Source organism: Geobacillus sp., assembly GCF_017515625.1.
GTDB classification, from domain to species: domain Bacteria; phylum Bacillota; class Bacilli; order Bacillales; family Anoxybacillaceae; genus Geobacillus; species Geobacillus stearothermophilus.
In genome coordinates this window covers 1-7,970 of the sequence record NZ_JAFWFM010000215.1, presented here as the reverse complement: position 1 = coordinate 7,970, position 7,970 = coordinate 1, and the positions used below count along the sequence as shown (strand labels likewise).

9 protein-coding genes and 2 pseudogenes are annotated in these 7,970 nt (G+C 52.5%); all 11 read right to left on the bottom strand.

Translation table 11 applies throughout. The features are described 5' to 3' along the window. Positions 1-264 precede the first annotated feature (264 nt). Positions 265-666: pseudogene (locus IKE44_RS12590) on the bottom strand (F0F1 ATP synthase subunit epsilon). Between the two features lie 22 nt (positions 667-688). Continuing rightward, a pseudogene (gene atpD, locus IKE44_RS12585) lies at positions 689-2,109 on the bottom strand (F0F1 ATP synthase subunit beta). Positions 2,110-2,136: 27 nt separating this feature from the next. Next, positions 2,137-2,994 (bottom strand): F0F1 ATP synthase subunit gamma, encoded by an 858-nt coding sequence (locus IKE44_RS12580; protein ID WP_033017481.1) that lies wholly within the window; start codon positions 2,992-2,994, stop codon positions 2,137-2,139. Between the two features lie 67 nt (positions 2,995-3,061). Continuing rightward, a complete protein-coding gene (atpA, locus tag IKE44_RS12575) occupies positions 3,062-4,570 on the bottom strand; it encodes a F0F1 ATP synthase subunit alpha (protein ID WP_033017480.1) in 1,509 nt (502 codons plus the stop codon). 24 nt (positions 4,571-4,594) lie between these two features. Continuing rightward, complete coding sequence (locus IKE44_RS12570) at positions 4,595-5,131, bottom strand: F0F1 ATP synthase subunit delta (RefSeq protein ID WP_033017479.1); 537 nt, start codon at positions 5,129-5,131, stop codon at positions 4,595-4,597. Further along, positions 5,128-5,661, bottom strand: coding sequence for a F0F1 ATP synthase subunit B (locus IKE44_RS12565; RefSeq protein ID WP_183084009.1), 534 nt, complete (start codon positions 5,659-5,661; stop codon positions 5,128-5,130). The genes IKE44_RS12570 and IKE44_RS12565 overlap by 4 nt, the downstream gene beginning before the upstream one ends. A gap of 120 nt (positions 5,662-5,781) precedes the next feature. Then, positions 5,782-6,000 (bottom strand): F0F1 ATP synthase subunit C, encoded by a 219-nt coding sequence (atpE, locus tag IKE44_RS12560; protein WP_011232830.1) that lies wholly within the window; start codon positions 5,998-6,000, stop codon positions 5,782-5,784. A 67-nt stretch (positions 6,001-6,067) separates the two neighbouring features. Continuing rightward, complete coding sequence (atpB, locus tag IKE44_RS12555; RefSeq protein ID WP_015376063.1) at positions 6,068-6,781, bottom strand: F0F1 ATP synthase subunit A; 714 nt, start codon at positions 6,779-6,781, stop codon at positions 6,068-6,070. Between the two features lie 30 nt (positions 6,782-6,811). Further along, complete coding sequence (locus tag IKE44_RS12550) at positions 6,812-7,168, bottom strand: ATP synthase subunit I (RefSeq protein ID WP_033017477.1); 357 nt, start codon at positions 7,166-7,168, stop codon at positions 6,812-6,814. Positions 7,169-7,174: 6 nt separating this feature from the next. After that, positions 7,175-7,393, bottom strand: a complete 219-nt coding sequence (locus tag IKE44_RS12545; protein WP_033008425.1) for an AtpZ/AtpI family protein — start codon at positions 7,391-7,393, stop codon at positions 7,175-7,177. A gap of 365 nt (positions 7,394-7,758) precedes the next feature. Further along, the coding region (locus IKE44_RS12540; protein ID WP_287466076.1) for a hypothetical protein at positions 7,759-7,970 on the bottom strand (212 nt) is incomplete at its 5' end.

The window sequence follows — 7,970 nt, the reverse complement described above, 5'->3', positions numbered from 1 at the left end:
TACATGTTCTTGGCAATATGGCACAGTTCTCGAAGAGTCAAGTATTCTTCTTTGGTCAAACCATTTAGCTGTTGTTTGATACAAAAATACATTTTTTCACCTCCCATCTAACTATATTATACCATATTTTACTGAATCTATCCTATTTTCAGCAAAATATAGTTAAGGCGATTCATCTCCCACTTACTCCGCTTCGCTTCGTTGAAGTGGGAGTCTTCTCGCCTAATTAAGATAAAAAAAGCAGAGGAACATCCGCTCCTCTGCTTACTTCATTTCCACTACATTCAAGCGGTTCAAGGCGCGTTTCAACGCCAGTTCGGCCCGGTTGAAGTCGATGTCATCCTACTGGCTTTGCAGGCGGCGCTCCGCCCGCTCTTTCGCCGCTTTGGCGCGGAGGACGTCAATGTCCTCCGCCCGTTCAGCAGCTTGAGCCAAAATCGTCACGTTGTCCGGGCGGACTTCCAAAAAGCCGCCGCTGACAGCAATGTATTGCGTTTTGCCGCCTTTTTTCAGCCGGGCCGCGCTGATCTCGAGCGGGGCGACAAGCGGGATGTGCCCCGGCAAAATGCCGAGCTCGCCGCTTTTCGCTTTGATGCTGACCATTTCAACATCGTCTTCGTACACCGGGCCATCAGGAGTAACGACGCTCACGTGGATCGTTTTCATTGTCCAATCCCCCTATCCCGGGTCACACTTCGACACCCATCGCTTTCGCTTTTTCAACGACTTCTTCAATGCGGCCGACTAAGCGGAACGCATCTTCCGGAAGATGGTCGTATTTGCCTTCCAAAATTTCTTTAAAGCCGCGCACCGTTTCTTTGACCGGCACGTAGGAGCCCGGTTGGCCCGTGAACTGCTCCGCCACGTGGAAGTTTTGCGACAAGAAGAACTGGATGCGGCGGGCGCGGTGAACGACGAGTTTGTCTTCGTCCGACAGTTCTTCCATCCCTAGATGGCGATGATGTCTTGCAATTCTTTATAACGTTGCAGCGTTTGCTGCACTTTGCGGGCGACTTGATAGTGCTCCTCGCCGACGATTTCCGGCGCCAGCGCGCGCGACGTCGAGGCGAGCGGGTCAACGGCCGGATAAATCCCCATCTCCGCGAGCTTCCGCTCCAGGTTCGTCGTCGCATCCAAGTGCGAGAACGTCGTGGCCGGAGCCGGGTCCGTATAGTCGTCGGCCGGGACGTAAATCGCTTGAATCGAGGTGATCGAGCCTTTCGCCGTCGACGTGATCCGCTCTTGCAATTGGCCCATCTCCGTCGCCAATGTCGGTTGGTAACCAACAGCCGACGGCATGCGTCCTAACAATGCCGATACTTCCGAACCAGCCTGCGTGAAGCGGAAAATGTTGTCGATAAACAGCAGCACGTCTTGCCCTTGCTCATCGCGGAAGTACTCCGCCATCGTCAAACCGGTCAAGGCGACGCGCATCCGCGCCCCCGGTGGCTCGTTCATTTGCCCGAACACCATGGCGGTTTTGCTGATAACGCCGGAGTCTTTCATTTCATGGTACAAGTCGTTCCCTTCGCGCGTCCGTTCGCCGACGCCAGCAAAGACGGAAATCCCGCCGTGCTCTTGGGCGATGTTGTGGATCAGCTCTTGAATCAAGACCGTTTTTCCTACGCCAGCGCCGCCGAACAAACCGATTTTTCCGCCTTTAATATACGGGGCAAGCAAGTCAATGACTTTAATCCCCGTTTCCAAAATTTCGACTTCGGTCGCCAATTCCTCGAATTTTGGCGCCGGACGGTGAATCGGGTCGCGGCGGGCGTCAGCCGGAATGTCGCCTTCGAGGTCGATCGGCTCTCCCAAGACGTTGAACACGCGGCCAAGCGTGACTTCGCCGACCGGCACCGAAATCGGTGCACCGGTATCGATGACTTCCATGCCGCGGATGAGGCCGTCTGTGGACGCCATCGCGATCGTCCGTACTGTATCATCGCCAAGGTGCAAGGCGACTTCCAATGTCAAGTCGATGTCGACTTCGTTTTCGTTGCGCGCTTGATGTTGAATTTTCAGGGCGTTGTAGATCGCCGGCAAGTGGCCGTTCTCAAACTTGACGTCTACAACCGGACCCATGACTTGGATAACGCGTCCTCTTGTCATCGTTTTCCCTCCTAACTTGCTAGTCCGCTATTGCAAGGCGTTTGCTCCGGCGACAATTTCCGTAATTTCTTGCGTAATCGCCGCTTGGCGAGCGCGGTTGTAGGAAAGCGTCAATGTGCGAATGAGCTCGTTCGCATTGTCCGTTGCGTTCTTCATCGCCGTCATGCGGGCGGCGTGTTCGCTTGCTTTTGCATCGAGCAATGCGCCGTAAATGAGGCTTTCCGCATACTGCGGCAATAAGACGTCCAAAATTTCTTCTTGCGACGGTTCAAATTCGTACACCGTGCGCTGCTTATTCTCCGCCAAGTCAGTGAGCGGAAGAAGCTTCCGTTCCGTCACCTCTTGCTGGATCGCGCTCACGTAATGGTTGTAATACATATACAGCTCGTCAAACGTACCGTCGGCGAATAACCCAACCGTTTTGCGGGCGATTTCTTTAATATCGTCAAACGACGGCTGGTCCGGCAAGCGGGTGATGTCGAGAATGACCGGCATGTTCCGCTTGCGGAAAAAGCTCAACCCGACGCGGCCGATGACAATGATCGCATATTCGTCCGGAGAAGCATGGCGTTTTTGGATCGTTTGGTACACGAGGCGCAACACGTTGCTATTGTACGCGCCAGCCAGACCGCGATCCGACGTGATCACGAGATAACCGGTTTTTTTCACCGGGCGCGAAACGAGCATCGGATGCGAAGCCCCTCCGGCGCCAAGCGCCACATTGGCCACGACTTCTTGAATTTTCTCCATATATGGAACGAACGATTTCGCGTTTTGCTCCGCGCGGTTCAGCTTCGACGTCGAGACCATTTCCATCGCTTTTGTAATTTGGCTTGTCTTCTTCGTCGCATTGATGCGCGTTTTAATATCGCGTAACGATGCCAAAGGTTTCACCACCTTTTTGCTGCACGGGTTCTAACAGGCATGAGGGGGCGATATGCCCCCGCCGGCCTTATTGTGAAACGACAAACGTTTTCTTGAACGCTTCGATCGCTTGATTGAGATCGTCTTCGTTCGGAAGATCTTTCGTCGTGCGGATGTGCTCAAGCAAGTGTTGGCCGTTTTGGTCGAGCCACAAGTAAAACTCTTTCTCGAAACGGCGCACATCTTTGACCGGAATGTCGTCCAAAAAGCCGCGCGTCAATGCATAGATGATCAACACTTGTTTTTCGACCGGAATCGGCTGATGCAAATCTTGCTTCAGCACTTCGACCGTGCGCGCCCCGCGGGCGAGCTTCGCCTGCGTCGCTTTATCGAGGTCGGAGCCGAATTGGGCGAACGCTTCGAGCTCACGGTAAGCGGCCAAGTCCAAACGAAGCGTCCCGGCTACTTTTTTCATCGCTTTGATTTGTGCTGCCCCACCGACGCGCGAAACGGACAACCCTGCGTTGATCGCTGGGCGGACGCCGGAGAAGAACAAGTCCGATTGCAAGAAAATTTGCCCGTCCGTAATCGAGATGACGTTCGTCGGAATGTAGGCGGAAATGTCGCCCGCTTGCGTTTCGACGAACGGAAGCGCAGTCAACGAACCGCCGCCTTTGGCATCGCTCAATTTCGCTGCGCGCTCAAGCAGGCGGGAGTGCAAGTAGAAAATATCCCCCGGATACGCTTCACGACCCGGCGGACGGCGAAGCAAGAGCGACAATTCACGGTATGCCGCGGCTTGTTTCGATAAATCGTCATAGACCACTAACACGTGTTGGCCTTTATACATGAAATACTCGCCCATCGCCACACCGGCATACGGCGCCAAGAACAAAAGCGGAGCCGGCTGCGACGCCGAAGCGGTGACGACGATCGTATAGTCGAGCGCGCCGTGTTTGCGGAGCGTTTCGACAACGGTGCGGACCGTCGATTCTTTTTGCCCGATGGCGACATAAATACAAATCATGTTTTGGTCTTTTTGGTTGATGATCGTGTCAATGGCGACGGACGTTTTCCCCGTTTGCCGGTCGCCGATGATGAGCTCGCGCTGGCCGCGGCCGATCGGCACGAGCGCGTCGATCGCTTTAATCCCGGTTTGCAGCGGCTCATGCACCGATCTCCGGTCCATAACGCCCGGCGCCGGGCTCTCGATCGGGCGCGTTTCGGTCGTTTCCACCGGGCCTAAGCCATCGACAGGCTGGCCGAGCGGGTTGACAACGCGGCCGATGAGCGCCTCCCCGACCGGCACTTCCATGATCCGGCCTGTGCGGCGCACTTCGTCTCCTTCTTTGATGCCGGTATACGGCCCTAAAATAACAATCCCGACGTTGTTTTCTTCCAAGTTGAGCGCCATGCCCATCACGCCGTTGGCAAATTCAACAAGCTCGCCGGACATGACGTTATCAAGCCCATGAGCGCGCGCGATCCCGTCGCCGATTTGGATGACGGTGCCGACATCGCTCACTTGGATTTGCGATTCGTAGTTTTCAATCTGCTGCTTAATGAGCGCGCTGATTTCTTCCGCTCTAATGCTCATGCCTTTCACCCCTGTCTCCAAATGTTAACCAATGAGCTGCCGCTGAATCCGTTCAAGCTGCCCGCTGACGCTGCCGTCATAAATGCGGTTGCCGATGCGCAGCTTCACGCCGCCAATCAGTTCCGGCTCGACGATATTTTCAATGTGGAGCGTTGCTTTGCCAACCTTTTTGGCAAACACGTCAGAAAGCGCCTGCAGTTCTTCGTCCGTCAACGGGCGCGCCGAATAGGCGATCGCTTCAGCGATGCCGCGCGCATCGTTGGCAAGGGCGATAAACTGATCGGCCAGTTCAGGCACAAGGCCGAAGCGATGGCGCTCAAGAAGAAGCAAAAGCGTGTTTTTCACCGGAGCAGAAACGCCGGCGAACACTTCACGAACAAGCGCTTTTTTCTTTTCTAAAGAAAGATTCGGGTTGGAAAGAAGAGATAAAAACTCGCCGTTTTCCGCCAACGCTTGGCGTACGGCGCGGACGTCTTCCTCGATCCAGTCAAGCTGCTGTTGTTCGAGCGCGATTTGGAACAAAGCGGATGCATACCGTTTGGCGATCACTTCTTGGTTCATCGCGCTCCTCCTGCCTCTTGAACGTCTTTGATGTACGCTTCGATCAGCTTGCGTTGATCTTGCTCGGTCAACTCTTTTTCAATCACTTTCGAGGCGATGAAGACAGACAACGACGCCACTTGTTCGCGGAGCGCGGCCATTGCCTGTTCTTTTTCGCGCTCGATTTCTTGTTTCGCCGTTTCTTTCACCCGTTCCGCTTCCGCACGGGCCGAGGCGACGATTTGTTCTTTCTGCTCTTCGGCAAACTTGCGCGCATTTTCGATGAGCGCTTGCGCTTCTTGACGCGATTGCTTCATCAGTTCACGCTGCTCTGCCAGCAGTTTTTCCGCTTCTTGGCGGCGTTTTTCCGCTTGGTCGATTTCGTTCGCGATATGTTCTTCACGTTGTTTCATGATATTCATTAACGGCTGCCAAGCGAATTTGCGCAACAAGGCCAGCAAAATAATGAACATCAGCAATTGGTAAATAATCGTGCCGCCGCTGATGCCATGCGCCGCTTCGCCGAGCACCAATACGTTTGCCTTCCACAACACCGCGTTTCACTCCTTTCGACAGCTATCGCACCGACGCGGTCTCGCAAAACCGCACATAAAGGAATGGCGAAGGTGGTCGTTGACACGAACTTCGCCATCACTTTCCATATCGATTTCTTATCGACCTAAGTAAATGAACGAGAAGACGACACCGATGATCGGAAGCGCCTCAACCAACGCGACCCCGATGAACATCGTCGTTTGCAAAACCGGACGCAATTCTGGTTGACGAGCAATCCCTTCGATGGTACGGCTGACGATCAATCCGTTGCCGATGCCGGCGCCTAACGCCCCTAAACCTACCGCAATCGCAGCTGCAAGTACACCCAAACTCATGTTGATAGATCCTCCTTCACCATGTTAAAGTAATGTTTCAAGTCCTTAATGAAATGATAAGGAATGCTCAATGGTCATGACTGACCTTATGAGCCATATAAACCATGGTTAACATCGTAAAAATGAACGCCTGAATCGTTCCGACAAAAATACTGAACGCTTGCCACACCATCATCGGAATGGCTGCGCCAACAGCGCCAAGCACACCGTAATGCGTGCCAAGGCTGGCGAGCAAGCCAAGCAAAATTTCCCCGGCGTAAATGTTCCCGAAAAGACGCAAACCGAGCGTCAGCGTGTTGGCAAACTCTTCGATGATTTTAAGTGGGAACAACCAGGCGACTGGACGGGTGTAATCGCGCAAATAGTCGGATGCCCCTTTCATTTTCACCCCATAGTAGTGGGTGAGGGCGACGACCATCACCGCCAGCGTCAACGTAACGGTCGCATCCGCGGTTGGCGATTTCCACCAAAGTTCGCCGTTGACATGGACGGAAAACGGCAGTCCAAGCATATTGGCCACAAACACATACATGATGAGCGTGACCCCCAGCGTCAAAAAGCGGCCGCCCGTTTGCCAATCCATTGTGCTGTTAATGATGCCTCTAACAAAGTCAAAGACCCACTCCATAAAGTTTTGCATCCCCGTCGGGCGCAACTGAAGCGAGCGAGTAGCCGCAACAGCAATGATGAAAACGATCAAACAGGTGATCGTAATCATCAACATATCAGATAAATTAAACGTAAGGCCTAAAAATTCGACAAGCGGCGCTTTATGCTCCATCCTCTCTCACCTCGCTTTCTACACAGCTGATTAGTCATTATGTAAAAAATGATTTGCTACCAATAGGATATATGGGGTGGCCAAGCCGAGGACGACCGGCATAACGGACAAATGTTGGGGATACCGGGACACAAACAGCGCAACGGCGGCAGCCAGCGCAAATCGAATCATGGTCCCAAGCGAAGGAGGGCGCCGTCCCTCGGCCATCGCTTCTCCTGCTTTTATGACACGCCGGGCCAGCAAGCGAATGCTGTACAGCCCTGTTGCTGTTCCAATGAGCAAACTAAAAAACCACGCTTCATAACTGGTCAATATCCATCCTACCGCATAACCCACCATTAGCACCGACGATTGCTTTTGTATTCGTTTTATGATCCTATCAATCATTGTTTCTTATTCCCCAAAAAAACGCCGAATTGTTTTCAGCGTGGCGAACACCCCCGCTGCTAAGCCGAGCAACAAACCAATAACAAGGAAAAGCGGTTCACTGTCCAATTGTCGGTCAACCCATCTGCCGCCAAATAAACCAACTAATGTACAGCCGACTAGCTGTGATGTGATCGCTGACATCAAGCCGATGGCCCGAAAAGGATGACGGTTATTTTTTTTCATAATGGTTACCATACCTCGCCCGTTTAGACCAGAGATCATTTCCGACAGTGAAAACCTTCTCAATCTACCTAATTGTAAGCATCTACCTATTGTAAGCATACAATACCGCTTGGTCAATGTCAATGTGTTCCCACATAAAACATCATTCACACAGAGTAAATATTAATAATTTGGGACAATTCCTCATTTTCTTTTCACAAAAATGGTGTATAATGATATATTTTTTTGGACACTTCCCTGCCTACAGCAACCGACTCGCTCTGGACGCGTCCCTGTTTCGATGTCGAAAGAGGGGGCCCCGTTTGGACGCGGCCCCCACACCCGTCAAGTTTAGCGGTATAAAATTTTTAAGACGATACTCGTGTTCATCCCCGCAGTGAATGATGGGGATCACATCCATTATTGGGCATACCAAATCCCCCTCCAGAAGAGGGGCGTTTGGTATTTATATCCATATCTAATTCTACCATATCTCTAATTTCGTTACGATATCTGATGCCGTTTCTTCCCCTTTCCTTCGACCTTTCTTGGCATGTTTTCGTAACAGGGAAAGGAGAGAGAAAAGGTTGATTTCCGC